The sequence below is a fragment of the Liquorilactobacillus sucicola DSM 21376 = JCM 15457 genome (assembly GCF_000612445.1).
GTDB lineage: Bacteria > Bacillota > Bacilli > Lactobacillales > Lactobacillaceae > Liquorilactobacillus > Liquorilactobacillus sucicola.
Map to the genome: position 1 here is coordinate 211,224 of NZ_BALC01000003.1, position 26,909 is coordinate 238,132.

Annotated in this window: 23 protein-coding genes and 4 pseudogenes; 26 read left to right on the top strand and 1 reads right to left on the bottom strand. The window is 37.3% G+C overall.

Annotation, left to right across the window (positions count from 1 at the left end; translation table 11 throughout):
• Positions 1 to 119: 119 nt before the first annotated feature.
• Both JCM15457_RS06395 and JCM15457_RS06400 read left to right on the top strand, forming a co-directional pair.
• Entirely contained in the window at positions 120 to 1,190 is a 1,071-nt protein-coding gene (locus JCM15457_RS06395; protein WP_034988515.1) for a 2,3-butanediol dehydrogenase, read from the top strand.
• A 175-nt stretch (positions 1,191 to 1,365) separates the two neighbouring features.
• Positions 1,366 to 3,059, top strand: a pseudogene (locus JCM15457_RS06400) (oleate hydratase).
• A gap of 681 nt (positions 3,060 to 3,740) precedes the next feature.
• On the opposite strand, the gene JCM15457_RS06405 reads toward JCM15457_RS06400, so the two are convergent.
• Positions 3,741 to 4,049 (bottom strand): hypothetical protein, encoded by a 309-nt coding sequence (locus tag JCM15457_RS06405; protein WP_034988516.1) that lies wholly within the window; start codon positions 4,047 to 4,049, stop codon positions 3,741 to 3,743.
• A gap of 261 nt (positions 4,050 to 4,310) precedes the next feature.
• Between JCM15457_RS06405 and JCM15457_RS06410 the strand changes: the two genes are divergently transcribed.
• The 24 genes and pseudogenes from JCM15457_RS06410 to JCM15457_RS11930 form a co-directional block, all read left to right on the top strand.
• Complete coding sequence (locus tag JCM15457_RS06410; RefSeq protein ID WP_034988521.1) at positions 4,311 to 6,230, top strand: fructose-1,6-bisphosphatase; 1,920 nt, start codon at positions 4,311 to 4,313, stop codon at positions 6,228 to 6,230.
• 272 nt (positions 6,231 to 6,502) lie between these two features.
• Positions 6,503 to 7,570 carry an AI-2E family transporter gene (locus JCM15457_RS06415; RefSeq protein WP_034988523.1) on the top strand — a complete coding sequence of 356 codons (1,068 nt, stop codon included), beginning with the start codon at positions 6,503 to 6,505 and terminating at the stop codon, positions 7,568 to 7,570.
• The gene (locus JCM15457_RS06420; protein WP_034988526.1) at positions 7,570 to 8,751 is read left to right on the top strand and encodes a MalY/PatB family protein; all 1,182 of its coding nucleotides are present in this window, start codon (positions 7,570 to 7,572) and stop codon (positions 8,749 to 8,751) included. Before JCM15457_RS06415 ends, JCM15457_RS06420 begins: the two co-directional genes overlap by 1 nt.
• A 105-nt stretch (positions 8,752 to 8,856) precedes the next feature.
• Positions 8,857 to 9,543, top strand: coding sequence for a 2,3-diphosphoglycerate-dependent phosphoglycerate mutase (locus tag JCM15457_RS06425; protein ID WP_034988528.1), 687 nt, complete (start codon positions 8,857 to 8,859; stop codon positions 9,541 to 9,543).
• Positions 9,544 to 10,199: 656 nt separating this feature from the next.
• Entirely contained in the window at positions 10,200 to 10,850 is a 651-nt protein-coding gene (locus tag JCM15457_RS06430) for a hypothetical protein (RefSeq protein ID WP_034988531.1), read from the top strand.
• On the top strand, positions 10,832 to 11,281 hold the full coding sequence (locus JCM15457_RS06435; protein WP_034988532.1) for a hypothetical protein: 450 nt from the start codon (positions 10,832 to 10,834) through the stop codon (positions 11,279 to 11,281). Before JCM15457_RS06430 ends, JCM15457_RS06435 begins: the two co-directional genes overlap by 19 nt.
• Positions 11,282 to 11,434: 153 nt before the next feature.
• Positions 11,435 to 11,902 (top strand): annotated as a pseudogene (gene tnpA, locus JCM15457_RS06440) (IS200/IS605 family transposase).
• 198 nt (positions 11,903 to 12,100) lie between these two features.
• Positions 12,101 to 12,406 carry a hypothetical protein gene (locus tag JCM15457_RS06445; RefSeq protein WP_152537285.1) on the top strand — a complete coding sequence of 102 codons (306 nt, stop codon included), beginning with the start codon at positions 12,101 to 12,103 and terminating at the stop codon, positions 12,404 to 12,406.
• 154 nt (positions 12,407 to 12,560) lie between these two features.
• Positions 12,561 to 13,001 carry a hypothetical protein gene (locus tag JCM15457_RS06450; protein WP_034988538.1) on the top strand — a complete coding sequence of 147 codons (441 nt, stop codon included), beginning with the start codon at positions 12,561 to 12,563 and terminating at the stop codon, positions 12,999 to 13,001.
• Positions 12,994 to 13,281: a hypothetical protein gene (locus tag JCM15457_RS06455; protein ID WP_034988541.1), complete on the top strand. Its 288-nt coding sequence runs from the start codon at positions 12,994 to 12,996 to the stop codon at positions 13,279 to 13,281. Before JCM15457_RS06450 ends, JCM15457_RS06455 begins: the two co-directional genes overlap by 8 nt.
• A gap of 29 nt (positions 13,282 to 13,310) precedes the next feature.
• Positions 13,311 to 14,201: a DUF5906 domain-containing protein gene (locus tag JCM15457_RS06460; protein ID WP_152537286.1), complete on the top strand. Its 891-nt coding sequence runs from the start codon at positions 13,311 to 13,313 to the stop codon at positions 14,199 to 14,201.
• A 342-nt stretch (positions 14,202 to 14,543) separates the two neighbouring features.
• Entirely contained in the window at positions 14,544 to 14,747 is a 204-nt protein-coding gene (locus tag JCM15457_RS06465) for a helix-turn-helix domain-containing protein (RefSeq protein WP_034988546.1), read from the top strand.
• Positions 14,748 to 14,936: 189 nt separating this feature from the next.
• Positions 14,937 to 15,926, top strand: a complete 990-nt coding sequence (locus tag JCM15457_RS06470; protein ID WP_034988548.1) for a tyrosine-type recombinase/integrase — start codon at positions 14,937 to 14,939, stop codon at positions 15,924 to 15,926.
• Between the two features lie 218 nt (positions 15,927 to 16,144).
• A complete protein-coding gene (locus JCM15457_RS06475; protein ID WP_235725607.1) occupies positions 16,145 to 16,441 on the top strand; it encodes a Mor transcription activator family protein in 297 nt (98 codons plus the stop codon).
• Between the two features lie 16 nt (positions 16,442 to 16,457).
• Entirely contained in the window at positions 16,458 to 16,835 is a 378-nt protein-coding gene (locus tag JCM15457_RS06480; protein WP_051993320.1) for a hypothetical protein, read from the top strand.
• A gap of 437 nt (positions 16,836 to 17,272) precedes the next feature.
• Positions 17,273 to 17,572 (top strand): DUF960 family protein, encoded by a 300-nt coding sequence (locus tag JCM15457_RS06490; RefSeq protein ID WP_034988551.1) that lies wholly within the window; start codon positions 17,273 to 17,275, stop codon positions 17,570 to 17,572.
• A gap of 30 nt (positions 17,573 to 17,602) precedes the next feature.
• Positions 17,603 to 18,055 (top strand): JAB domain-containing protein, encoded by a 453-nt coding sequence (locus JCM15457_RS06495; protein WP_034988798.1) that lies wholly within the window; start codon positions 17,603 to 17,605, stop codon positions 18,053 to 18,055.
• Positions 18,052 to 18,369, top strand: coding sequence for a hypothetical protein (locus JCM15457_RS06500; protein WP_034988552.1), 318 nt, complete (start codon positions 18,052 to 18,054; stop codon positions 18,367 to 18,369). The genes JCM15457_RS06495 and JCM15457_RS06500 overlap by 4 nt, the downstream gene beginning before the upstream one ends.
• An 83-nt stretch (positions 18,370 to 18,452) precedes the next feature.
• A complete protein-coding gene (locus JCM15457_RS06505) occupies positions 18,453 to 19,007 on the top strand; it encodes a DUF1643 domain-containing protein (RefSeq protein ID WP_034988553.1) in 555 nt (184 codons plus the stop codon).
• On the top strand, positions 19,004 to 20,140 hold the full coding sequence (locus tag JCM15457_RS06510) for a tyrosine-type recombinase/integrase (RefSeq protein WP_034988554.1): 1,137 nt from the start codon (positions 19,004 to 19,006) through the stop codon (positions 20,138 to 20,140). The genes JCM15457_RS06505 and JCM15457_RS06510 overlap by 4 nt, the downstream gene beginning before the upstream one ends.
• A 138-nt stretch (positions 20,141 to 20,278) precedes the next feature.
• A pseudogene (locus JCM15457_RS06515) lies at positions 20,279 to 24,984 on the top strand (type ISP restriction/modification enzyme).
• A 54-nt stretch (positions 24,985 to 25,038) separates the two neighbouring features.
• On the top strand, positions 25,039 to 25,230 hold the full coding sequence (locus tag JCM15457_RS06520; RefSeq protein WP_034988555.1) for a hypothetical protein: 192 nt from the start codon (positions 25,039 to 25,041) through the stop codon (positions 25,228 to 25,230).
• Positions 25,227 to 25,952: an abortive infection family protein gene (locus tag JCM15457_RS06525; protein WP_051993321.1), complete on the top strand. Its 726-nt coding sequence runs from the start codon at positions 25,227 to 25,229 to the stop codon at positions 25,950 to 25,952. The genes JCM15457_RS06520 and JCM15457_RS06525 overlap by 4 nt, the downstream gene beginning before the upstream one ends.
• Positions 25,953 to 26,154: 202 nt before the next feature.
• Positions 26,155 to 26,361, top strand: a pseudogene (locus JCM15457_RS11930) (2,3-bisphosphoglycerate-dependent phosphoglycerate mutase); the annotation flags it as partial.
• Positions 26,362 to 26,909: the final 548 nt, after the last annotated feature.

Sequence of the window (26,909 nt, forward strand, 5' to 3'; positions counted from 1 at the left end):
AATCGAAATTGTGAAAATGCTTCGTTGAGTTTAAATGATCGGACTGATGAAGTACCACGGCAGGCAAATTATATAGCCAACTTTAGTGCATCGCTGCAACTAAGGGAGGATGGTTATTTATGAAGGCTGCAAGAATTTATGGTAAGAAGGATGTTCGGGTTGAAAATATTCCGATAGCTGATCCTAAAGATAATCAAGTTCAGATCAAAGTCAAGTACTGTGGTATCTGCGGCAGTGACTTGCATGCGTATTTAGAAGCATGGGGATTGCCGACTGAACCCCATCCACTTACTGAGAGGACACTACCAATAACTTTGGGACATGAGTTTTCAGGAGAAGTTGTCAAAGTTGGCGCCGCAGTGACCACCTTGAAAGAAGGGGACGCTGTTGCAGTTGAACCTTTGATCACATGTGGCAAGTGTGATAATTGCCGCAGAGGTGATTACAATTTTTGTAATCGGGTTTTTGCACCGGATGGAGCAGGCAACTTTCTTGGCTTTTCTGATGATGGTGGTTTTGCGCAGTATGCTAATGTTAAAGAGATTTTCGCGCACAAAATGCCAACTGGGATGAGCTATGAGTTAGGAGCCTTAGCGGAACCGACAGCTGTCGTTTTTGAAGCTATTAAACGAAGCGGTTTGCGCGAAGGACAGAATGTGGCTGTTCTGGGCGCTGGACCAATCGGCTTGCTGACGGCATTACTGGCCAAAATAGCGGGTGCCGATAATGTTTATATTATTGATGTTTCCACGTCGCGTTTGAGCAAGGCACGGGAATTGGGAATCAAGAAGACATTGAATCCATTGAAAGTAGATGTGGTAGAAGAGGTTAGAAAAGATTGTCCGAATGGTGTGGATGTTACTTTTGAAGCTGCAGGGGTTCAAGCAACATTTGATTCTGGGTTGAAACTGACTAGAAGAAATGGAACTTTTCAAATTGTTGCACTTTTTGGTCGGCCGGTGACGATTGACTTGACCAATGATTTAATAATGAATGGGATCAGGATCGTGACGACACTGGCTTACAATAATTCTTTTTCAGCTGTTCTAGGGATGTTGAAGAATCATCAAGAATTGTTTGAGAAGATTATCACGAAAAAGATTGGTTTGAGCAATGTTGTTCAAGAAGGAATTAAGACATTAGCTGTTGACAAAGAACAGGTAAAAATCTTGGTTTCACCTGAAGAATAAGAATGCATTAAAAAATAGTATTCTAGATAAAGGGTTCATGGATAATGGCTGAATGGCCGCTGTCTGTGCCCTTTTTTGGTGTTGAGTACTCCGAACATCTTAAACGTGGATTATTTATATCTATGAGTCTATAATAGCAAGTGAAAGCGATAACAAGTGGGAGGGGCGGAATAGTATGATGAAAAATAAAGCAATTATGGTTGGAGCAGGTTTAGCAAACATGGCAGCTGCAGTTTATTTGATACAAGAAGGACATTGGAAGGGCTCACAGATTACTTTTTATTCTTTGGACGATCATGGTTCGAATGATGGTGCTGAGACAGCAAATGTAACCGATGAATACTGGAATAAGAATCATCCTTGGAAAATCGCCAAGGGTATGTCGCACGCGGCGGCCGGATGCTTAACTACCGCACATATGTTGATTTAATGGACCTGCTAAGCAGAATTCCATCGGCAACAGAACCAGGGATGACGGCAGCTGAAGATACGCGTGACTTTGACGCACATCATCGAACTTTTGATAAGGCACGTTTACTTGAGGGAAACAAAGGAATTCGTGATGCAGGCAAACTGGGTCTGGATACAAAGGATAGATACTTATTGACTAAACTAATCACGATGCCTGATTCCCAAGAAGAGAAACTCGACAATGTTTCTATTGCTGATTATTTTAAGAATGATCCCCATTTATTTAAGACTAATTTCTGGTTCATGTGGGAAACAACTTTTGCATTTAGAACACAGAGCTCGGCACAAGAACTGCGGCGCTATATGCATCAAATGATTTACGAATTCACTCAAATCGAACATTTAGTGGGTGTTAACCGGACAAGATACAATCAATATGAAAGCATAATGCTGCCGTTGATAAATTATTTGAAAGAACAGGAATGCAAGATTATTTTAAATCGTCGTGTTATAGATTGGAAATTTAAGAATACAGCCATGCAAGATGAAATAACTGTGACAGGAATAACAATTGAGAATACTGTGACAGGGGAAAAAGAGGATATTGCAGTCGATGAGCAGACAGCCGTTATCTTTACTAATGGTTCTATTACGGATTCTGCGACTTTGGGTGATTATACAACACCAGCTGTTGAAAATAACGATTATGGGGCAGCGGCGAGTCTCTGGAAAAAAGCAACAGAACATTTCTATAATTTGGGCAATCCAGATAAATTCTTTGCTGACCGCAATGCGAGCGAATGGGTCAGTTTTACATTAACGACCAAAAATCATTTACTGCTGAATGAAATAACGCGCATTACGACACAATTGCCGGGAAATGCTCTGAATTCGTTTATCTCAACGACTCCGATTACACCATTGGGACATAAAGATGTTAATATGTCGATCGTGGTTCATCATCAACCGCATTTTACAACACAGAAGCCGAACGAAACCGTTATTTGGGGATACTTTCTGTATCCGCGGCGTAATGGAGAATTTGTTGATAAACAGTATATTAAGATGAATGGTAAAGAAATGGTTTTAGAGTTACTGGGACAGTTAGCAAAAGTTGACCCAGGACCGCGCAGTATTATGGCTAAGGAGAAAGAAATTCTAGAAAGTGTTATTAATTGTATTCCTGTCTATATGCCATACGCTTCGGCTTTATTCAACAACCGGGCCAAGGTTGATCGCCCAAAGGTTATTCCAGATCATTCGACAAATCTGGCATTTACCGGCGAATTTGTTGAACAGCCGTATCAAATGATCTTTACCGAGCAGAGTGCTGTGCGTTCAGGTGAGATTGCTGCTTTTCATTTTGCAGGTGTTTCAATGGATAAGCTGGTAAAAACGCCGCGTTATGATAAAGATCCATTGACACTAGCTAAAGCAGCAAAGAAGATGTTTTCTTAAAAAGTTTGTTTTTTGAAAGATGATTCTGTCCTGACTATGAAAAAAGGCGGGATATATTAAAAGGACTTTTAGCACAAATAAACATAATAAGATTAGCTCTGTAAAGCAAGATCGGTTTTGCAGAGCTTTTTTGAATTGTAATGGAATATGTGGAGCTAAAGAACGTGCATGCTCTCTTGAACTTTGAGTCTGTGTTTAGAAGATTAGAATAGTTCTACCAAATAACTTAGGTGATGTTTGTTTGGAAAAACATGACATTATTGGAATTGATGTCGCAATGAGAGAAAGTAATTGTGCCACCTAGCAGCAAAATGATTTGATTCTAGCAGCCTCACGGTGGCATTTTTAATCTGCGGAAAACACTGTTTTATTTACACCGTTTTAGCTGTGAGGACGGTGCTGAAGAAGCTCAAGTTCCCAATCTGAAGCCAGGACTTGGAGACACGGTTTTTGTAGCTTCAAGTCTTGCCCACTAGGCGTCAGTTTTTCCAGAGCCAAAGGTAAGGTTGATCCTGACTGAACGTAGGAACGCGTTTACACGGAATAAAAGAGGAACTGTGCCAAAAGTTAACTTTTGGCACAGCCCCTCTTTTAAATTGAATTATGCAAATTAATACTCAATGTTAACAATTATTGGTCCATCGCTTTCTTTGAACTTAGCTTACAATTAACTTAACAGTGTTAAGCACTGACCTTTTTGAGCAAATGAACGGCATCTTTGGAAGAGAGTGGTAAAAAGTCAGAACCGATGACACTTTTATCAAGGGTTAATTCGTAATCGCTGTCCAATTTTTCAACTAGGGGACGCAGATAGTTCAGCTGTTCGGATTCAAAACGGCTAAAGGAAAAATTACGATTGTCCTTCATTGCGTTTTCAAGTTCTTTTGAAAAAATAACATTCAAAAAATGAGCATTTTCTTCGTTAGACAAACGCCATTCTGTATTTTTTTCCACACGGGCTTCGGTTCTTTCGATTTTTGTGTTGACCATTAAAAATTCCTCCTTATGAATCCCCTTACATTAGATGGGTTCACTTTATCATTAAAAGCACTTTTTTGCAACTTAATTGCTGTGCCTTTGGAAATTGGTATTGTTAATTGTTTGTACGCTTATTTAAGCCTTGGTAAGGCTTTGTAGAAGACCGAGATAATATTGGTATTTACCCTAATATGGTGTATATTATTGGGTATACTAATTGTATGTTATCGGTAACAATGATATGCGAAAATCAAAGCTGAGGAGAATTCAAAAATGTCGTATACAGAAGAATTGCTGCGTGAAAAGTTTCCTGCGAAACAGGATGTTGTCACCGAAATCACTAATTTAGAGGCAATTTTAAATCTGCCAAAGGCCACAGAGCATTTTGTGAGCGATGTTCACGGTGAATACAATGCATTTGACCACACTTTGCGTAATGGTTCCGGCAATGTAAAACAAAAAATTATTGAGAACTTTGGTGGACGATTAACACCGAGAAATATCCAAGAATTCGCTACTTTGATCTATTATCCTGAAGACAAACTTGTTTATCGCAAAAAACATGTTGCAACTCAGGATGAACTGGACCAATGGTATCTGAATACGATTGCACGTTTGATTGAAGTTTTAAAGATCACTGCCACCAAATACACACGCTCTAAAGTCAGAAAAGCAATGGATCCAAATTATGTTTATATAACGGAAGAACTGCTGTATAACGATCGGCAGGAATTGGATAAACGCAACTACTATAATCAGATCTTGCATAATTTGGTGGCACTTCATCAAGCCGATGAATTTATCACCGTAACTTGCTACACTATCCAGCGGCTTGTGGTTGATCATCTGCATGTTATTGGCGATATCTATGATCGCGGTCCAGCGCCAGATAAGATTATGGATACATTGATGAACTATCATTCAGTTGATATTCAATGGGGGAATCATGATATCATTTGGCTTGGTGCTGTTTCTGGGTCTGCTCTATGTATTATGAACTTGTTGCGCATCTGTGCCCGCTATAACAATCTGTCAATTATTGAAGATGCATATGGAATTAATTTGCGGCATTTGTCGATGTTTGCGGAACAGAATTATACGGATGTGCAAGCATTCAGGCCTAAGACAGTAGAGGACAGCGAAGTCATTAGACCAGATGAAAGAAAGCAGATAACGCAGATCCACCAAGCGGTGGCAATGATCCAGTTCAAATTAGAAGGTCAAATATGCAAACGGCGGCCGGAATTTGACACGGAGAATGTTGCTTTGTTGGACAAAATAGATTATGCGAAGGGCGAAGTTATAATTGATAACAAAAAATATCCGCTGGCTTGTGAATGTTTCGCGACGGTCGATCCGAAAGATCCATACAAATTAACTGCAGAAGAAGAGAAGATCACACGTTCACTGCTTGATTCCTTCAAAAATGCTCCTAAACTGCACAAACATTTAGATTTTATGATGGACAAGGGCAGCATGTATAAATGCTATAACGGCAATCTCCTTTTTCACGGATGCATTCCTGTTGAGAAGGATGGTTCATTCCGTGTGTTTAAGTTCAATGGCAAAACCTATGAAGGCAAGTCACTGCTTGATTTTTTTGAAAAGAAATTGCGCAAGGCTTATGGGGAACCGGACATAACCGATGATCTTGCAACTGACATGCTGTGGTATTTGTGGCAAGGACCCTTATCACCCTTGTTTGGTAAGCATGCAATGACTACTTTTGCCCGTTACTTTGTTGCGGATAAAGATACGCATTTGGAAAAAAAGAATGCCTACTACAGTTTACGCAAAGAAGAATGGTTCTGTCGCAAATTACTGCAGGAATTTGGTCTGAATGCGGATCAAGGGCATATTATCAATGGACACACTCCCGTTAAAAAGGGACATCAGCCGATTATGGCTAACAAGAAAATGATCGTCATTGATGGTGGGTATTCGAAGGCCTATCAGCCAACAACTGGTATTGGCGGGTATACTCTGCTATACAATTCGTATGGTCTGCAGTTAGTGACACATCATCCATTCACTTCAAAAGAAGATGCGATCAAAAATGGCCGCGACATTCTTTCAACAAAAAGGGTAGTGAATCAGGAGCTGAAGCGGCAAACAGTGGCTGACACTGACACAGGACGTGAGATAAAGGAAAAATTACAGCTTCTTCGAAACTTGCTGTCTGAATACAGATAGTGAAAAGAGTGCCGATAATTTGATTTTTGACACGGAAAAATTCACGGGACACAAGACTAGCTCAATATCAATTGGGTTTACAGCAAGTTAAGTGAACATTTTACAAAAATAAGCGGTGCGGCTAGTAAAAAACTAGGTCCGCGCCGTTTTAGGTGTGTCAAAACAAGAAAATTCTTAAAGATTGTGTTTTTGTTTTGCCAAAGGCAGATTTTTGCTGTTAGTTTGGGTACAATTAGAGTTAGAAGCTGCAGTGATTATGAGGAGTGATGTTATTGGGTGTGTGGGAGAAATTTTTAGCAAATGTTAAGTTGCGCAGGACAGTTGTTCTGCTAGTTATCATTTTGGTGTTGTATTTGATGAAAAGTATGATGAGTCTTATTTTATTAACGTTTATTTTCACTTTCTTGGTGCTTAGCCTTAATAAAACCATAAGACGTCATGTTAAAATTCCATCGCGCCTGATTATAATTGCGGTCTACCTATTAATTATCAGCTTGCTTTATTTTGCGGTGACGATTTATCTGCCTAAATTATTCACACAGACTGAGGCAATGGCTAAGTACGTGATTAACTTTTACCAGAATCCGGACACTGATACCAATGCGGTAATGAGGTATGTCAATGATTATATCAGTAATTCTGAGATAACGGCGCAGATGAAGAATGGTGTAACACTGATTTTTAAGTATTTGACCAGCGTTGGTTCGATGGGATTCACCTTTGTAGTGTCATTGATGCTGAGTTTCTTTTTCACACTTGAAAAAAAAGAGATGTATCATTTTTCGAGGAGCTTTTTGAAGGGACCATTTGCATGGTTCTTTCAGGATATTTATTTTTTTGCTGAAAAATTCGTCAACACTTTTGGAATTGTACTTGAAACACAATTCATCATTGCGCTTGTTAACACAACTTTGACAACAATCTGCTTGGCAGTAATGAATATGCCGCAGCTATTCAGTTTGTCATTGCTTATCTTTTTAATGAGCCTGATACCAGTTGCGGGAGTGATTATCTCAGCAATTCCAATGAGTTTCATTGGATATTCAGTTGGTGGCACGAATTACGTGATTTATATTATTATCATGCTACTTGTGATCCATTCGATCGAGTCATATGTACTGAATCCAAAACTGATGTCTAATAAGACTGAATTGCCTATTTTTTATACTTTTGCAGTTTTGTTTGTATCGGAACATTTTTTAGGAATGTGGGGACTGATCGTGGGAATACCTATTTTTACCTTTGTATTGGACATAATAGGTGTAAAACCGATCAGAAGTAAGAAACGTAAATTGAAATTAAAAAAAGATCGTAATTTGAGAGAGGATGGAAAGAATTGATGAGTGTTGAAGAATTTGTAAAGCGTTATGCGGTCGACCGCCGTAATACAGATTCAGTTAAGTGGGATGCAACGGATGAGGTGTTTGGAACAGATAATCTACTGCCATTATGGGTAGCGGACGCAGATTTCAAGGTTTCAGAAGAAGTAACAGCTGCACTCAAAAAAAGAATTGAACATGGTGTGTACGGCTATTCGAAAACCCCGGCTAGTTACTACGAGGCTTATTGTAAATGGCAAAGTGAGCGGCATAACATAGAAGTGCAGCGTGATTGGATCAGATTCAGCACAGGAGTTGTCCAATCTTTGAGCACACTGATTAACATGTTGACTCAACCGGGCGATGCCATCATGATTCTGCAACCGGTATACTATCCATTTATGAATGTAATCAAAAGAAATGATCGTCGGCTTGTCACATCAAATCTAAAACAAAAAGCAACCAGCTATGACATGGACCTGAATGACATTCAACAGAAAATCAAAAAAGAACACGTAAAATTATTTATAAATTGTTCACCGCATAATCCGATTGGGCGTGTCTGGAGTAGTAAAGAACTCGAAGATTTGTTGGAGTTATGCCGGCAAGAAAAAGTACTTTTCGTTTCTGATGAGATCCATCATGATTTGCTAGTTGGTAAAAAACCTTTTACATCAGCTTTGGCAGTCAAAAATGGATTCTATCGTGACAACACGGTAGTGGTTGATTCTGCATCTAAAACATTCAATTTGGCGGCTTTGCAAAATAGTCATGTTGTGATGCCTAATCCGCAATTTCGTGAACGTTATGATCACTACATGGAACGTCTTGCAGCTCCTGCTGGCAATATTATCGGTAAAATTGCGGGTGAGGCAGCTTATAAAAATGGTGCCGCTTGGTTGGATGGAATGCTGAATGTTGTCAGAAACAACTATGAATATGTGAAAGACACTTTGCACAAGAGCTGCCCCAAAGCAGTTGTGTATGATCTCGAGGGAACCTATCTTGCATGGATCGATCTTTCTGCGGTGATAGAACCGGAGCACTTGGAATACATTATCAAGAAGAAGGCGCATCTGGCGGTCAGTTTCGGTTCGGCATTTGGAGAGGCGGGGAAGGGGTTTATTCGTCTTAACTTGGCAACGACTCCAGCTAATATTAAACTTGCAACAGAGGCTCTAGTGGAGCAACTCCAGCACTAATGATTATTTTCACGATTGAATAGCGTTTGCACTATGAATTTTCGGTGTTTCAGTGTAAAATGTGAATTGTAATCAAATCAAAAATGAAAGAGGTTTTCGCTAGTTATGACAAAATTAGTATTTATTCGTCACGGACAAAGTGAATGGAACTTGAAGAACCTTTTCACTGGTTGGGTAGACGTTAACTTAAGTGAACAAGGTGAAAAAGAAGCTAAAGAAGCAGGCCGCAAGCTCAAAGAAGCAGGAATCGAATTCGATCAAGCATATACTTCAGTTTTGACTCGTGCTATCAAGACTTTGCATTTTGCTTTAGAAGAATCTGGTCAATTATGGGTACCAGAAGAAAAAACATGGCGCTTGAACGAACGCCATTACGGTGCATTACAAGGTAAGAATAAGGCAAAAGCTGCTGAAAAATATGGTGAAGAACAAGTTCATATCTGGCGTCGTTCATACGATGTCCTTCCTCCATTATTGAGTGCTGATGATGAAGGTTCCGCAGCACAAGATCGTCGCTACGCAGACTTAGACCCACGTGCTATTCCTGGTGGTGAAAACTTAAAGGTTACTTTGGAACGTGTTATCCCATTCTGGGAAGACAAGATTGCTCCTACATTATTAGATGGCAAGAACGTTATCATTGCAGCACATGGTAACTCACTTCGTGCCCTCACAAAATACATCGAAGGTATCTCAGATGAAGATATCATGGGTGTTGAAATGGCAACAGGTCAACCAGTTGTTTATGATTTGGATGACAAGTTGAACGTTGTTAAAAAAGAAAAACTTTAATTTAAAATATTAGGAAAATCCCTGACTCTTTTGCGGAGTCAGGGATTTTTTATGCTTTTTTGGAAAAAGCTAACTTAGTTTATCGTAACTTATCGTGATGTGAAATTGACAAATAATGACAAACAACTTCAAAATTTAGGTGGCATTATTTTGACTTATCAAAGTAAAATTTGGTGAAGTACACTAACGCTTAGGACCGGACCTTTTTTTCGCTAAATACTTCTTCCTGTTTGAGGCAGGAAGTCGTGTTTAGCGTCTATGAGTGAATGATTTAGGTGTTGTTGTCTTATTTAGAGATTTATTATTGTTTGAAATTAGATATTTTCTAGTTTTTATCGTGTTTAAATAACTGGCTTTTGTTCTAATCAAATTACTTTTTTTAATTGATACCCTACCAACCCCAGATGCCCTGAAAATTATGAAACCTTAGAATCATGTGTGTTTTTTGTAGTACAGGTCAATAACTAATGGTAATGATAAATGTATATAGAAAATCTCTGCTAAGAGCTTGATAATAATCATTGGTGATATGGACGATCTTTTATATAATCGTTTTTTGAAGACCTTCTCTTGATATGTGGTATTTCTGTTTATTTTCGGTAGCATCTCGAAATGGTACAATAAAAATAAAGTATTTTTGTAAGGAGGTTTTGTTTTTGAAAATTGCAAGCATTTTAGAATGTATCCCCAAAAAATATACTCCCAAAAAGGACAATCCAGATATTAGAGATTATTTTTGGAGCATTTCTAGACATGGTAAACAGGCCGCCCTTGACTGTTGGAACATCCTACAAATGTCTAAGACATTTGTAGAGAGAACTAAAAAAAGAGAGACTGATTTAGATTTCAAGAAATTTGATTTAGTTGATCCAAATTGTGTGATGTCATTTGTTGTGGCCTTTAATAATTATTATCTTATTAAGGATCCACAAAAGATTGCTAAGAATCCAAGGGGCTTACCTTCATTGACTTGGCTTAATGAACTTCCTGATGATGATCTAAAAAAAGTAATTAAAAATGTATTGGCAAATGTTGTAAATATTAACATAGATGAAGATCAAGCAGATGAGCTAATGAAACATAGAAATTTATCTGGTGCCAAGAGTTTTGTTAAAGAAGTTACAGAAATACAAAAAGCGGGTGGATTGGTAGACAAAAAAGTTGATTATATTAAGAAAGTAAGACCATTTCAAGAAAAGCCGGTTAATTATTTGTATAGAAGCATATTACTTACTTGGATGATTCACTGTGTGAAGGATGCTGCAGGGCAGAAGCTACACAACTATAAATGGCCAGAAGATACCTAGGAATAAAGGGAGAATATGCAATTGATTATAGCGAAGTTTATGAGGATGCAAAGGTGAATGTTACAAGAGCTTGGAAAAGACGTATGTGTAATGAAAAAAATAGGAGACCAGAGTTACATTGCCTTTTGAAGCGAGCTAATCCAAGAATAGTAGGTAAAATTCTTGGCGAAACTTTTTTTCCAACGTATGAAACGCCACGCATTAAAGAGTTGTCTGATGAAATCAATGACTTAGTGGATAAGATTCCCGGTGAGATTATAGCCGTAAGGCAAAAGCTAAAAGTAAAAAATAGAGTTGACCTATCCGAAAATAATGGGGAAAAGCCCCTTGAGATAATTCAGGAGCTCAATGTAATTAAAGAGCATATAAAATTAGTTGAGGAAGCCAATCAGAGAATAGAAAAATTTAAACAAGAATTTGATATAGAATAGTAAACGTAAAGCAAAGCTTTTACGTTTATTATTAATACATGCGAATAAACCACAAGTTTTACTTGTGGGGGTGAAAAAAGCTTTAGCGTAAAAAACTCCCTTTCGATATAGTTTGGCTACCAACCAAAACTATATCGAAAGGGAGTTTTTATCTTGCTACAAGATGGTAATAGCTTATCACGTACAAGATGGAATTGTAAGTATCACATTGTTTTTACACCAAAATATCGACGGAAAAATGTTTATGGTGAGTTAAAGAAAGATATTGACCGAATTCTACGTCGATTGTGTGAATTAAAAGATGTTGAAATTATAGAGGCTCATGCAATGCCAGACCATATTCATATGTTAGTGCGTATTCCACCTAAGATGAGTGTTTCAAGTTTTATGGGATGTTTGAAAGGTAGAAGCGCAGTTATTATTCATGAGAGACATGCAAATTTAAAATATAACTATGGTAATCGAAGCTTTTGGGCGCGTGGTTATTATGTTAGTACAGTTGGTTTAAATCAAAAAACAATTCAAAAATATATTTGAGAGCAAGAAGCAGAGAATCAACTCAATGATAGTATTAGCAAAAGAGAGTATATAGATCCATTTAAAAGATCAAAGAAAAAGTAAATAAATGAGTTAGCGGTTGGTAGTGTTTTGTTGGGCCCCTTAAAGGGGCTATTTGCGTTGGCCCAAGCCTTTTAGGGTTATAAAAAAGCCACCAGCTATGCTGGTGGATGCTTACTTTACAAAAAATTAAGCAAGCAAAACTTGCTGTGAAATTTTGTCAGTAATGAATGTTTCAAAAAAAAAAAGAACACGATTTTGGTGACAACTGCCAGTGTTAATCTAGTTGTAGCCATTGGATGTAATAGTGATAGGGCCCTATCCATTAAGTATGGCAACGATGTCTTAGAAAGAACCGATTTAAAAATGTTTAATACGACTGACAGTTTAGTCTTCACAGTTGGCGACGTTTACTGGAGTTATAAAGGATCGAGCAAAGTCTTAATTGTTCGGGGAATTTTAAAAGACGAACAAGGGTATACGCGAAACTTCGACCATCTTTCGTTTGTGCTCAGAGATGGCTCGATGGATATGATCAATGAGTTCATGGCGCGCTTTTGGCTTTAACTCAAGTGAAATTAATGGCTTTAAGATCCTAAGAAAGTATCAAGCTAGAGTGCATCTTTATTCGAATCGACGCGGGTTCGATACACTCACTAAGTTCGACTGGATCACGGATAACTACTAATCTAAATCACAAAAAAATGCAGGAGGGCATCTTATGAACAATACAATTGACAACATTTTCAAATTTTTAAATACGCCATCAGAACCGTATGTGAGGGCAATTCTACGCATCGATGAAATTTACCGGTCTTCGGACCAAAAGCTTATTTTGAAGACAACAGATTTTAACAATCAGATAATGGCCTTTACGCTAAATTTGCAAAACCGCTATGACGTTTCGATGTTGTTTTCATCATTATTTAATCAGGTTGGATTTAATGGGCAAAAAGATGGTAAGGACGTCGATATGGAGTTGAAGCTATCGGCATTGATCGGCAGATGGACTCTTTTTACTACCCAACAATATACGAATCATAGTACTGAATTAGTTTATCAGAATGTACGCGACATATTTTTGATTCCACAGGACTGGATCAATGCAAGCACTTTTGCTCAAACACATAAGGAAAGCCTGGAGGATAAAAATAATGACTGATATTAATTGCTCAAAAATTGCCAGCTTCACTGCGCTTGAAATTGAGATGAAGGATTTTTTGATTCATTCCTTTCTCGTAAAAAATGTTAACTTCAATATTACGGCATTGGAGCAGGCTGCGATGCACGGGGAACACCCCCTCGCAAATATCGTGGTAGGTGTGCCAAAGAAGACTGCTATGAAAACACCTGTTGATACTGCTGACTTAGATCAAGAAATCTCTGACTACTTTAACTCCCTTCTTCGTCCAAAAGCGGACGCTCCGCTAGACTTAGGTTAATCATTCAGTTTTTATCGACTACTATGCGTATGGTTTACGTCACGAACGAAAAAAGTTTGCTTCTTTATAATAAATATGACGGGATATATGTAGATGCAGTTTTCCCATTAAAGCGTATACTTGCTTTAATCATTAGTTGTATCGATGTAAACGCCTGGAACAGCTATCTGGAATCAAAAGTAGTTGATTTGCTTGTTCGGACGGTGGATAAGAAGGACGGGATAGATTTTGATCACCATTTTTTAGCGTTTAAAGAACAGGCATTAGACTTAAAGAAGCTGGAGTTTGTAGCGTTTGATCCATCACAAAACTGTACAATAAAGATTGGTTATCAGCCGCTAGATGGTCAAACTCCTAGATTAGACGGTTTCTTGAGTACAACTTTTAATGATGATCAATTTGAAGGTGTTAGGTCGTTCGTTCTACAGTGGTTTGGCTTACAATTTGATATTGAAAGTAAAGAAGCTGCAGCCATGTTATGGTGCATTTCTCCAGGTGCATCTGGAAAGAGTGTATTCATGTCGATAATTAGAAATCTAGTTGGAGCAGAAAATGTGGCTAGTCCTGCTTTAAGCGAACTTGGAGGAACCTTCGGCTTAGAGCCGTTATTAAAAAAAATTAGTTTAATTTCTGATGAAAGCGACGGCTCTTTTCCATACAATAGAGTTAAGGCACTGATCAGTGGAAATAGCCAGATGGTCGCTCGCAAGTACAAGCAACCTGTCGAAGTGAACTTAACAGCAAAAATCACGATAGGCTTTAACCAGCTGCCTGTTCCGGAACGGACGCTAGGTTTTGAGCGTAGGGTTTATCTGTTACCATTCCCGAACTCCTTTTTAGGCAAGCAGGCAGATATCCATTTAACTGAGCGACTACAGCAAGAAATACCACACATTGCTTTTGCTGCTATCCAGCTTTAAAGGAGCTGCGCCAAAACGATTATGCACTGTCAACTACCTCTGAGATGGATCGAGCTAAGAAAGAATACTTTGATCAGTATCGCGACGTTGTTCAACTTTTTCTGCAAGATAGGTATCATCTTCAGGCGGGCAATCGACTAAAGAAGTCAGATTTCTTTAAGAAGTTTGTAGCTTAGACATTAAAAAAAGAAATTGACGCGCAAACTGTTCAAACTAGTAAAGGCTTCTGGACTCATGCCGCAAGAGTTTGGCAATCGATTTTTAAAGTGGCTCGACCAACGATTGTCAAGAGTAATGGGACGAACTACGTGGTTGGCCTAGCTGAGAATAGGAGTGATGATGATGCAGCCATTGAATGATGAACTCTTAACAGTACCAGGTGTTATGCGCTTGCTAAAAGTAAATCGTAACACAGTACAAGAATGGTTGTTAGATCCAGCTTTGCCACGCTTATATGTCGGTAAGTCACAGCAACCACGAATCTTGAATTCGGATCTGCAAAAGTATTTAAGAAATCGAAGTCGAAACTGGGCTTCTTATTTTTAGAATAAAAAAGAACCAGCTATGTTGAACTTTTTAGCTGGTTTTTGATGAAAGGATAGAAACGTTATCAGTAAAATTGAGAAAAAAGGTGGGCAATTTATTGCTTCTTATAGCAGAGGATCTGGTTTAAATCGTGTTAGATATACGCGTCGCTTTAAAACAAAAGCAGAAGCTACCGCATATTTAGCGGAATTGGCTCTAAGCTATGGAGACAGTCATGTTCTTTACCGTCAACAATTAACTCTTGCTAATTACTTTGATTTTTGGGTCAAGATTCAAAAAAAGAACGTAAGGCAGGGGACGCAGAACACCTACCTCAGCTCTATGGCACACATTCGTAAAGTCTTTCCTAAGTTAAAACTCAAGGATGTAAAACAGCCGCTGTTACAGGCCGGTTTCAATCAACTGGGTCAAATGTATAGCCACGAGACCTTAAGGAAAGACGCGAACCACCTCCGAGCTATGTTTCGTTATGCGGTCAGAGTTGGTGACACAAATTATAATCCAATGGATGACGTGGTAATTGGCGGCACTGACTTACATCAGAAAAAAGATGCGAGCGGAAAAGTTATGAGGGCAGCTGACTTTCAAGCGCTACGTTCATTTCTAGAAGACTATGAATACCAATTGAAGGATGTTAACCGTTTGATCGTTTTGTTGATCATGCATACCGGTATTCGCGTAGGAGAAGTCTTGGGGTTGTCATGTCATAGTGTTGACTTTACTGCACATACAATCACTATCACCCAAGCGTGGAGCCAGGGCAGGGTAGGGCCAACAAAAACTAAGAACGCAGAACGAGTTATTCCTGTATCTGCTACAGTGATGCAACAATTAAGGCGCTGGTGTAATTTACGTAATGCCTATTATACTGAACACCAGCTGGTAAATGAACAGGCCCTTTTCTTTAGAAACAAAAATGGAAAATTACCACGACCTAGCAGCATTACGGCGTGCTACAAACAGCTACAGCATAAGCTTTGTATAACTGGAGCCTATTCAATCCATACTGTTCGGCATACGCTGGCATCATTATTACTAGAAAAAGGTGCTGATATGGTCCAGATTTCCAAGCTGTTGGGACATGCAAATACCAGCATCACGAGTAAATATTATTTGGGACTCGTTCCTGACAATGCTTTAGAGAAACGTCGTGAACTCTTACAAAAGCTTGACTGTTAAGGACTTAAATTAGAAATATATATTATAAATTTGTAGCGCTAGGTGAGAAAACTTCCTAGCGCTTTTTTAACGTACATTTTTGGGAGGGAGGGGAAATTAATACTAGTTCAGTGCAAAAGATACTTACTAAGATAAGTTACTTGTTAAGTACCGAACGGTATATCAATTGACTATTATTGATATTGTGATTGTTATATGCGTGGGAGAGGAGGCTAATCTTGTCGGGAATAGGAGTGATAAATAATCATGATGTTACGCAGGTCGATACGGACGCTCTACAGGAATTTTATTTGGAGTTAACGAATCTCGTGGGTGTTGAGCCAATGCTAAAAATTTATGAACAATATCGTGGTTCTCAGCTGACTATACCAACTCATTTATATGATCGTAAAAGAGCTGCTAGAACGGTTGCCAAGCAATATGATGGTAATAATTCCATGGCTTTGGCTCGGAAGTATGGCTATTCTGAGAAGTGGGTTAAAAAGTCAATCAAAGATAACAAAAAAATAGAATAATAAGGGGATAAGGGTTATGGATTTATCAGATTTATTTGATTTTAGTGGTCGTGTAAAAGAAAACATGGTTTTTGAAAAAGAAATAAATGGCAAGATGGATGTACGAGAAGTAAAAAACGGTTTCAATTGGCTGGGTGGTATCTTCACATTGTTTTATGCTTTGTTTAGTAATGTATACAAAACCGAAGGCTTCGTTAAAAAAGTTGCAGTTCCATTCGTAATATCGATTGTAGTTAATGTTATTTTAGAGAGATCAGCATTGGGAATTATTGTTAACTTAGCCGAGGGTGCTTGGTTTGGCTTGATGTATGATACATGGTTTAAGAATCAATTAATAGCTAACGGCTATGTTGAAAAAAAGGAAAATAGCGGGGAAAAGTTAAGCGCAAAATAAAAATTAATTTTTGACTAAGGTACTACGTAACTTGGATGTGGTTGGTGTCCTAATTATGATTGTTTCATTATTTGTGGGTAACTTCTATGCGGTGGAGGCTATATGTACAGTATTTCGTATCCAGGATATAAATTAATTCTTAATAGTGAGTACCTTCTAGGAACAATATTTATTGTAATTTCTGCAGCTATTTTAGTAGTTGGTCGAATTCAAAGCCTAAAACAATATGAGGGCTTGCTAAGTTTGGACTACTTTGAAAGAACAACTTGCCAACACGGGTAAATTGGTGGAGCTGCAGTTTTCTTCAAGTTTGACATTTAAGAAAAAGTCAATAAGTTTATCAAAGGTAAAAAGAATCCAAAATAAAGCAAAAATAAATAATTCAAGTCTAGTCAATCATGATTGGGCTTTTTATTTTGTCGGAAGGTTGTGTCATAGTGTTTGAATTGGAGAAAAATAAATATATTACAGGAGGTATTAAAGAAAAAGTTTCTATGTTCCAACAACTGGTATGTTGGAATTTAATTGAGCAAAAAAATGAAAGCGGAATTAAATTAGATTATTTACAAATTTTTGAGTTCTTTCAAGAAAAAGACAATAACAAAATTATTTATCGCCAAGAGCGACCATTATTTATCGATGAATATAGCTTTAGAGGTGGAGCGATAAAGTATTTAAAAATTTGGGTGATTGACGATAGTGAAAGGATTGTGATGATGTTACCAGAAGAATACTAAATGATGTAGGGAGTGATTTACGTGAAAAAGATGGCGAAAAGAGTCTCATGTGTATCGGTTAAGTTGGTTAAGGAAGGAGGATTCTTGTACAAAGATCGAGTATGTGATACTTCTCTTAGTGCATATGATTTATTTGCAAAGATTATCGAAGATAAGCCAGATGAGCATCTAATAGTGGCATGTTTAAATACAAAGTCTGAACCAGTTAACGTTTCAATTATAAGTATTGGTTCAGTAACAGAAGCACAAGTTTTTGCTAGAAGTGTAATTAGGAATGCATTGTTATCAAATTCAACCAGTGTAATCATCGCTCATAATCATCCTAGCGGAGATCCGACACCTTCAAAGCAAGACATCAATTTTACAAAAGAACTCAAGCAAGCATGTGAGTATATGAGAATTCGTTTCTTTGATCATTTAATTATTGGTTCAAGTGGAAAGTTCATTTCTTTAAGAGAGCAACGAGAGGAGATTTTTATTTGATTGATAGAAAAGAGCAAGAAACAAGGCTGTATGAGATGCTTTCTAACGAAGCAAAGCAGAAAACAAATCTTGAAGACATTTCAACTGAGGCATATTTGTTAGCCAAAGATGAAATTGATTTCTTAAAATTAGATTTGCGAGGGCCATTGCCAGATTGGGTAATGGTCTATTTTTATGGTTTTGGTAAATATACAGGATTTATCATGTTGGATGCCAAGCAAGAACATGTCTTGTTACTTGGCGTGCTCAATGAAAAGGATGAGATCTTAAGGACTGAAATTTTTGAAAATCAAGACAAGGGAGCAGAAAAGTAGATGGATTGGGTTAAGGTCTTAGTGGAGGTAGTGTTGACTGTCAGCAGTCAAATTTTGAAAGAAATTGAGGGGGATAAGTGATTATGACAACAGCAAAGAAAAGGACAGATAAAGGCACTTTACAGATCGAGATACGGCTAAAAGATGAGCACATCTATTGGAAGAAATATGTCTGGGACGCTAAACAGCCAATGGCGATGGTTATTTGCAACTATCCTGGCCAGGAAGAACTATACCAGGACAACCTAACTTCTATGCTAGTCAAGAATGCCGTGATAGAGATGAGCAAGTATGGCGGTGTGATCATTGCCAACCTGTTTACAAAGCCATTACAGACAGTTAACGAACGAACTTTAGCCGAGGCATTTCTGGACGATGGCATGGAAGAACTGATCAAGGTCTGTAATGAATCTGAGATCGTTATCCTAGCGATCGGCTCGCTGGCAAATCGTTTCCAAGTTGCAACTGACCGTTTAAAAATTTTGCTAAAACAAGTAAAAAATGTCGGACTGCTTGGCAGAATATACGAGTTAACTAATGGACAACATAAGCGAGTTCACCCATTAGCTATTAGAAATGAAAGATGGTCGTTATTAGAAATTAATGAAGAACGGTTGACTGAGTTGATGCAGTTGTGAGTGTAGTTAAGAACTTTCCCTCGCATGCCAAACCATATCAAGCGACATATACTAATGGATCTGGCAGAGGTCGGATCCGTAAAATTAAAAGTTTTGTGTCATCTAAGGACGCGCAACTTTGGTTAAAGCAGATGGAAACTAATTTTATTAACGGTGAGACATATGCGAAGTCCCAAATGTTATTTGTGGATTATTTTCAGGAATGGTATCGCTTATATAAAGCATCTGTCGTTAGTCCACCTACACTTGATTCATACCATAATAGTTGGCGGCATTTTAAGGAGCATGGGTTAGGCCATGTTAAGATGGAAAGTTTAACCCGTGACAAAATCCAAACCTACTTGAATGATCTTGCATATGCTAAAGAAACTACCCGCAAAGACTTAAATCATCTTAGAGCCTGCTTACGTGATGCCTATGATGATGGTGTCATTAGCCGGAATCCAGCAGCAGGGACCTTACATGTGATTGCTGACCCAGCAAAAAGCAAGAGTAAAGACAGAAAGTTCATGGCCGAAACAAATTTTAGAAAAGTTCAAGACTTTTTGTTGAACTACAATTACCGCTTAAGCGATGTTAATCGAGCAGTATTATTGGTTATATCGCAGACCGCTTTGCGAGTTGGGGAAGCTTTAGCGCTTAGATATGATGATCTTGATCAGTTGAATTGTACAATCAGAGTTGATGAGTCCTGGGATGCCAAGCATTTGATGTTTGGTAAGCCCAAAACGGAAAGCGGTTATCGGACGATACCAGTAAGTCGCCAAGCCATGAAAAAAATCATCACGTGGCAAAATTTTCATCGGCGGGAGTTATTTCGTAGGGGAATTCCTAATCCAGGGAACTTACTATTTTTGAATCGGCAAAAAAATTTACCACGTGCGTCGGCAATCAATAGTTGTTACCATCAACTGCAACTTCGCTTAGGTATCGAAGCAAAATTTAGTACACATACGATGCGACATACATTGGCAAGTATTTTGTTAGCTAGTGGGGAAGTTTCGATTCAGTATATTTCTTATTTTCTAGGTCATGCGAATGTAGCAATTACACAGAAATACTATATTGGCTTGTTACCAGAACAAGTTGAAAAAGAAGATCAAGAGGTGGTCAAGATAGTTGGAGCGTTATAAAAATAAAACTGCTGAAAAGGCAGTTTTATTTTTTTTGAAAGTTTGTGTCCTTTTGATTATGTTTTTTATTGTTTAAAAGCTAGTATAATTAGTGTTGGTAGAGATTTATTGAACAAACAAGTGGATGAGGTGTGACAGATGGCTACATTTAAAGAATTATTACAACAGATTGATGACAATGTTAACGTTCAACGTAATCGTGGCACAGCTTTTGAAAAAATTGTCGTTAGTTATTTTAAGAACGAACCTACATATAAAAATAAATATAGTGATGTCTGGATGTTAAATGAGGTTCCGGAAGAATACCACGTTTCTAGAAAAGATACGGGTGTTGATATTGTGGCTCGCGATAAAGCAACAGGAAAATTAACGGCTATCCAAGCGAAGTATTATAAGGACAAGGTTGGCAAAGATACCATTAATTCTTTTATTGCGGAGGCTAGCAAGGACTATTATACTGATGGAATTATTGTTTCAACAACGGACAAATGGAATAAAAATGCAGAACAGGCTTTAGAAGGTCTGTCTAAGTCAATCACCAGAATTGGTTTATCCCAGTTACAGAATGCTGATGTTAATTGGGAATTATTTGATTTTGATCATGAGAGTAAAGATTTGAGGAAAGAAGCCAAAAAGTTACGGGATTACCAAATTGAGGCCATTGAAAAGTCGCTTGCATACTTTAAAGATCATGATCGTGGCAAGCTAATCATGGCTCCTGGGACTGGTAAAACTTTCACTAGTTTAAAAATTGCTGAATCTTTAATGGAAGATAGTGAAGTTGAAACTTTCAATGTTTTGTACTTAGTTCCAAGTATCCAGCTACTCTCACAAACGCTCTTTAACTGGAATAATGATATTGCTGCTAATATCGAAATGACTTCCTTTTCAGTTGTTTCTGACAAGAAAGCAACAAAGAAAAAGACTGGTGACGAAGATCTTAGCGCAAAAGACATCGGATTCCCAGCAACAACGAATGTTGCAGAATTAATGGAAAATTATAGTGCCATAACGAAACACACACAAAAGAAAATGAACGTTGTATTTTCAACTTACCAATCAATTGACGTGATCCACAAAGCACAGGCTCAAGGTACCCGGAATTTGATTTAATCATTGCTGACGAAGCTCATCGAACAACTGGTGCTAGTCAGTTAGGTGAATCGAGCATGTTTACTAAGGTTCATAGTAATGAGAATGTCAAAGCTAAGTTGAGGCTGTATCAAACTGCTACACCAAAAATTTATGGAACAGAAGCTAAGAAAAAGGCCGAATCAAATAGTATTGAAGTCTCATCAATGGATGATGAGGAAAAGTTTGGGAAAGAAGTCTTCCGTTTAGGTTTTGGAGATGCGGTGAGTCGTGGTTATTTAACGGATTACAAGGTTTCTGTTTTGGCTGTCAGCGAACACTATATCAATAAGAATATGCAAGCAATGATGTCCAGCGAACATGAACTAAATACTTCGGATATTGGTAAGATCATCGGCGTCTGGAATGCGATGGTCAAACGAAATGGCATCAATGGTGAAATTACTGGTGCTCCAATGAAGCGGGCAATTGCATTTACAGATACGATCAAGCATTCCCAAGAAATTGCAGATGAATTTAATAATGTCGTTAATGACTATTTAGGCGCTCAAGCGGATGAAAGTTTCAGTGTGGATGTTCATCATGTAGATGGTAGTTTAAATGCTTTACAGAAGAAAAATCAGTTGGATTGGTTGGCAAATGAGATACCTGATAATCAAGCACGTGTTTTATCTAACGTACGCTTCTTGACTGAGGGAATTGATATCCCTAATCTTGATGGTGTCATCTTCTTTAGCCCTAAGAAGTCGCAGGTTGATATTGTCCAGGCTGTGGGACGGATCATGCGACGTTTTGAAGGTAAGGAATATGGGTATATTATTTTGCCAGTGGTTATTGATACTAATGAAGACCCAGCTGCTGCTTTAGATAATAATGATAAGTATAAAGAAGTATGGCAAGTTTTGAATGCCTTGCGTTCAACGGATGAGCGGTTTGAAGCTGAAATCAACAAACTCGAATTAAATAAGAAAAAATCGGGACGAATTGATATTATAGGGACTAATACGGCACCCGACGAAATTGTTACTGAAGAAAAAGGTAAGGAGATTGCAGAGGGTGAAGGAAAGCAACCAGTTCAGACTTCTTTAAATTTAGATGAAATGAATAATTTAGAGCAGGCTTTTTATGGTCGAATCGTTAAGAAGGTCGGCGACCGCCGTTATTTGGAAGATTGGTCTAAAGATGTTGCTGAAATAGCTAAAAGACATATTAGCAAGATCAATGACTTAATTAAAATACAAGCTGGAGCTAAGCGGGCTTTTAACAAGTTCTTGCAAAGCTTGCATTACAACATTAATAATTCAATTACGCAAGAACAGGCAGTTGAAATGCTGGCCCAGCATTTAATCACGCAACCAATTTTTGAAGCTTTGTTTGAAGGGTATAGTTTTGTGAAGGATAATCCAATTTCCCACGCCATGAACGAGATCGTAGTTTCCTTTTCTGTTTTTGGTTTTGATAAAGAACAAAAAGAGCTTAAGCCCTTCTATGATTCAGTTAAGCTTCGTGCTTCTGGAATCGATAATGCGGCTGCTAAACAAAAAATCATCGTAACATTATACGATAAATTCTTTAGAACAGGGTTCAAGTCAACAACTGACCAACTGGGAATTGTATTTACGCCGGTTGAAGTAGTTGATTTTATCATTAAATCAGTTGACTATGCTTTGAACAAGTATTTTGGCAAGTCGTTAGCTAGTGAGAATGTGCATGTCTTAGATCCGTTTACTGGAACTGGTACATTTATTACGAGAACCTTGCAGTATTTGAAAGAGAAAATGGATGAAGGTCAAATAACATTTGATGATATTCTTAGAAAATACCTGCATGAGTTACACGCGAATGAATATGTATTGTTGAGTTACTATATCGCTACAATCAATATTGAAGCAGTTTTTGATGAAGTGAATGGTCCTGAACTTGGCTATCAACCATTTGAGGGAATAGTTCTAGCAGATACATTTGAGAGCACAGAACGTGAGAATTCTTTTGATGATGAATTATTTGGTGAAAACAATACGCGTTTAAAGAAACAACAAGAACAGCCGATTACAGCGATAATTTCTAACCCGCCTTATTCTGTAGGACAGGGGAATGCTAATGATGATAACCAAAATATCCATTACCCTAAATTGGAAACTAGTATTCAGAAAACTTATGTCAATAATAGTAAAGCAGGACTAAGTAAAGGTACTTATGATAGTTACATTAAAGCTTTCAGATGGGCAACAGATCGAATAGGCGATAAAGGAATAATTGGCTTTGTTACTAATGGTAGTTATATTGATAGTAATAGTACAGATGGTTTAAGGGCGTCGCTATATCAAGAGTTTAACCAATTGTATATATTCAATCTGCGAGGAAATCAACGTACTCAAGGAGAGCAGTCTCGAAAGGAAGGAGGAAAAATATTTGGTTCAGGTAGTAGAGCTCCAATCGCAATTAGTATTCTAGTTAAAAATGGTTCTAAGCAGCATGAACTTCATTATCATGATATTGGTGACTATTTGAATAGAAAGCAAAAATTTGAAATTATTAGTTCTTTTGATTCAATTGAGAATATAGAGTGGAAAACACTTTTACCAGATGATAATCATGATTGGATCAATCAACGAGATCCTAATTATCAAGAGTATGTTAAAATATCGGGTGAAGAGAAATCACCTTTCTTAAGTAATGCGGTTGGCGTTAGCACCAACCGAGACATTTGGGTCAGTGGATTTTTGAAAAATAAAGTACAAAAGAACACAGAATATATGGTTCACAATTATAATGACATCTTAGTTAAGGAAGGAGGTAAAAATAAGGAACCAGTTTCAATAGACGAGTCTAAGGTGAAATGGACTAGAAGCTTGAAAAATAAGTTTAAAAAAGGCGAAAGAATTGATGTGGATAGGCAACAATTACAGCTTGAAATGTATCGACCTTTTACAAAAAAGTGGCTATATTATAGTAATGATGTAATTGAAAGTCCGGGCCAGTTTTACAGAAAATGGGGCGTTGATAATCAAGCTATTGTTACGACTGGAAGGGGAGCAAGTAGAGACTTTTCCGTTTTAGTAACTAAGAATGTGCCTTGTCTTGATGTTATGGAAAAGGGGCAAGCTTTTGTTCAATTTGATAATGAAAAAAATGATATGGGATTAGTTAGCTCAAGAGATAATGTGAATCAACTATTTGCTCAAAAGGTAGGCTTGAATTTAAACGATTCGTTTGCCTACGTATATGGTTTGTTAAACTCTCCCGAATATCAACAGAAGTATAGTAATGATTTGAAAAAGGATTTGGCTCGCATCCCAATTGTTGCTAATGAAGAAAAGTACGTTGAGATTGGACAGAAACTAATCGATCTGCATCTAAAATATGAGGAAGCTCCAATTTATAGCGACATTTTTGTGGATTGTAAAAATAATCCTAGCTATATGGTTAAAAAGATGAAATTTGCTAAAAAGCGTAATGAAAATGGTAAGCTTGAAAATGATAGAAGTACAATTATCTTTAACTCAGATATCACTATTCACGATATACCTGAAGAGGCATATGATTATATCGTCAATGGGCGGTCTGCAATTGAGTGGATCATGGATCAGTATCAGGTTAAAACTGATAAAAAGTCTGGAATTACTGATGATCCTAATGACTTTAGTGATGACCCCAAATATATTTATAACTTGCTATTAAGAATAATAACGGTATCGCTTCAAACAATTAAACTCGTGAATGAGTTACCAAAACTGGAGATAATAGAGTAAAGAATTCTATAATTTATATTATTAGCACATATTTGAATGAAGAGTGGTAGAAAATTGGAAAATAAAGATTATGTCTTAGTAAACCAGCGTCCAATAATTGACTTGTTAATTGAAGGGGAAGTTTTCCAGTATTTGTCTGGAAGTGACATCCAAAGCTTAGGAAAAAAGTTTGGAGTAACTGATGTTGGCGGTAGCGTTGGTGCATGTTGGAAACGATTTTTAGTCAGTTGCATGTTAAAGGAATGACAGAAAAATTTTTAAAATATTTTTTCTTTGATATGAACATTAACGGTGTAGCAAAAGAAGTTATCAGAGATAATACATTTAATCATCCTAAATATGATGAAATTGCAGAAATAACTGAAGAGTCACAGGAAAATAACAGAGCTGTTGCTAAATTTTTAAGACAGAAGCTACTTGAAAAAGTAAATCTAGAATTATCAATTTCTGATAAAAAATTGATTGCTGTGAATAATGAGATAAAAATTGTGGACTATGACTCAGAACCTGAAATAATCGCAAGCACAACCGAAATCATTAATAATGAATATATAAACGATTTGCTTGAAAAATCAATGAAGAGCTTAATTGAAGAGGATTTTGATAGTGTAGTGACTAAGTCTAGAACTTTGATGGAATCAGTATTTATTCAAATATTACATGAAAATAATGTTCCGTTTAAAGAGAATGGCAATATAGGCCAATATAGGACTTCGGTTAATAAGACTCTGAATATAAAACCTGATAGTAACTGGAATAAAGATGTTTTAAATATGATTACTGGATTGAATAAAATTATAGATTCTATTTCTAATATGAGAAATAATAACAGCGATGCACATGGTAGCTCCAACAGGGTTAGGATAAATAGTTCTGAAGCTGAACTGATTTTAAACACAGCAGTTAATGTTTCTAAATATTATCTGGAGGTTAATGCAAGAAAAAAATTGAGAAGAAAGGTAGTTTAATGTTAGGGTGGCTAGGGTAGGTAGGGACAGTTTTTAAAAAAGAATTACGGTAAGCGGATATTTAGATGACAACTAGTTTTATTTTCTAACGTAACTTATCATAACATTTCTTAACACTATTTTGACTAATTATTGTCTAAGATGTATTATTGTTTATTGACAAATGCATTGATATGATAGGCTTTCTGAAACTGTCCAGTATCCATTCTGGGAAGACAAGATCGCTCCTACATTATTAGATGGCAAGAACGTTATCATTGCAGCACATGGTAACTCACTTCGTGCCCTCACAAAATACATCGAAGGTATCTCAGATGAAGATATCATGGGTGTTGAAATGGCAACAGGTCAACCAGTTGTTTATGATTTGGATGACAAGTTGAACGTTGTTAAAAAAGAAAAACTTTAAGCTTAAATAAAGTGAGAATAAATAAGGCCCAGCCCCTTTAGAGGGAGCTGGGCCTTATTTTTGTATGTTATCTTTTTGTTGCTTTTTATGTCATATGCTAACTTAAAAATGTCAGTCTGTGGCAAATATCAAGATGGAGTGATCCTTTTTGCCAAAAGTTATTCAAATTGGACTGAGCTGTGGAGGGTGGTAATAAAAATTGAGAAAACGACGGTATAAAATTACCCAATGTCCCCTAATTAGAAACAAAATTCTATTGATTACGCGAAATAATAAAGTATTAAGTTATTACGTTATTACGTCGGTATTGACCTAAATTATTATCGTTCTGGCACTTACATACCTTAAGTCAATATTAATAAAGAAAGTGGTGCATAGGCATGTAATATTTCATTCTCTCCTATTCACAATATGGTTTATTAACAGTTCGCTGTACCTAACCACATTGATATTAATGTTATTAGCATTTACTAGGAAGCGGTACTTAACTTGCCTGTCAATAAAGGCAACCTGAACATGAACTTGAATGAAGTATTAATTCCCCGTTT

Excerpts from the sequence above, each read along its gene's own strand:
- JCM15457_RS06455 (WP_034988541.1), top strand. The coding sequence starts at position 12,994 with ATGACTGATATTAATTGCTCAAAAATTGCCAGCTTCACTGCGCTTGAA.
- JCM15457_RS06450 (WP_034988538.1), top strand. The coding sequence starts at position 12,561 with ATGAACAATACAATTGACAACATTTTCAAATTTTTAAATACGCCATCA.
- JCM15457_RS06435 (WP_034988532.1), top strand. The coding sequence starts at position 10,832 with ATGGCCAGAAGATACCTAGGAATAAAGGGAGAATATGCAATTGATTAT.
- JCM15457_RS06410 (WP_034988521.1), top strand. The coding sequence starts at position 4,311 with ATGTCGTATACAGAAGAATTGCTGCGTGAAAAGTTTCCTGCGAAACAG.
- JCM15457_RS06465 (WP_034988546.1), top strand. The coding sequence starts at position 14,544 with ATGCAGCCATTGAATGATGAACTCTTAACAGTACCAGGTGTTATGCGC.
- JCM15457_RS06480 (WP_051993320.1), top strand. The coding sequence starts at position 16,458 with ATGGATTTATCAGATTTATTTGATTTTAGTGGTCGTGTAAAAGAAAAC.
- JCM15457_RS06505 (WP_034988553.1), top strand. The coding sequence starts at position 18,453 with ATGACAACAGCAAAGAAAAGGACAGATAAAGGCACTTTACAGATCGAG.
- JCM15457_RS06395 (WP_034988515.1), top strand. The coding sequence starts at position 120 with ATGAAGGCTGCAAGAATTTATGGTAAGAAGGATGTTCGGGTTGAAAAT.
- JCM15457_RS06460 (WP_152537286.1), top strand. The coding sequence starts at position 13,311 with ATGGTTTACGTCACGAACGAAAAAAGTTTGCTTCTTTATAATAAATAT.
- JCM15457_RS06420 (WP_034988526.1), top strand. The coding sequence starts at position 7,570 with ATGAGTGTTGAAGAATTTGTAAAGCGTTATGCGGTCGACCGCCGTAAT.
- JCM15457_RS06405 (WP_034988516.1), bottom strand. The coding sequence starts at position 4,049 with ATGGTCAACACAAAAATCGAAAGAACCGAAGCCCGTGTGGAAAAAAAT.
- JCM15457_RS06425 (WP_034988528.1), top strand. The coding sequence starts at position 8,857 with ATGACAAAATTAGTATTTATTCGTCACGGACAAAGTGAATGGAACTTG.
- JCM15457_RS06495 (WP_034988798.1), top strand. The coding sequence starts at position 17,603 with ATGGCGAAAAGAGTCTCATGTGTATCGGTTAAGTTGGTTAAGGAAGGA.
- JCM15457_RS06525 (WP_051993321.1), top strand. The coding sequence starts at position 25,227 with ATGACAGAAAAATTTTTAAAATATTTTTTCTTTGATATGAACATTAAC.